Raw genomic sequence first — 892 nt, forward strand, 5'->3', positions numbered from 1 at the left:
CAATTGGGAGCTGTTCTTATATCTAAATCTCGGTTCGTTCTAAACGAATGACGTAAAATCAATCAGATAAGAAACGATTAAAAACCGTTAAACATTTTGGGTCTGCTTTTTTTGATTATTACGGTATAGGTCAAATTGAACAAACCATTCATAGCGACATCTCTAAACTTACTTAAGAATTTTAGAGTTTTAATACGGAGTGATTTTTTAATACGGAATGTTCTTTCTCCGATCACAGAGTCTGCTGCCCCTCCAGTTAAACCAGCAGGAGACACACCATAAGTTGGTTGTTTATGAAGCCATACATTTCTAATGAAGACATCAACTGGGTAGAGGAATCGATCGCTTTTTTCTATAAATGTTTTTGCCACATGAGGGGTGATCATATAGGCAGTCATACATAACGGTGTTTTAATATGTCGCACTAGAGTTTGTTCGTTATCTAGGTTTTCAACAACATAGTTATACTCTCTTTTGTTAGAATAATTTTCTAACCGAATATAACCACACTCTTCAATATGCTCGCTGGCGTGCTGAACCGTTTTTTCGAAGACATCAACATCAACCATTACATCATCTTCAAAGATAATAATCGGCTGATTCAGTTCAATACACTTTTCCCATGCCAAATAGTGGCTACTGTAACAACCGATCTCACCGGGAACAGCGACCCTTCCATTCAATGCATAAAAGGCGGCTTCATCATAACGATTCATCAAAGGGTGATCTTTAGATAAACTAGCATCAACGCCACTCAGCTTTTCTATATCTAATTTCTTAATATTTAAAAGTTGTTCTTGGCTAGATAAAAATCGCTCTGACTTTCGCTCCAACGAGATGATGATAGACTTCACAGTAAAAAACACCCACTACTAATAATTGAACCCATAAG

Annotated in this window: 1 protein-coding gene; it reads right to left on the reverse strand. The window is 36.7% G+C overall.

The genetic code is table 11. The features are described from left to right. Window positions 1-77 precede the first annotated feature (77 nt). Window positions 78-854: a glycosyltransferase family 25 protein gene (locus AB4232_RS21460; protein WP_372087966.1), complete on the reverse strand. Its 777-nt coding sequence runs from the start codon at window positions 852-854 to the stop codon at window positions 78-80. Between the last annotated feature and the right edge of the window lie 38 nt (window positions 855-892).

This window comes from Vibrio sp. 10N.286.46.A8 (genome assembly GCF_041470165.1).
Classification (GTDB): domain Bacteria; phylum Pseudomonadota; class Gammaproteobacteria; order Enterobacterales; family Vibrionaceae; genus Vibrio; species Vibrio tasmaniensis_A.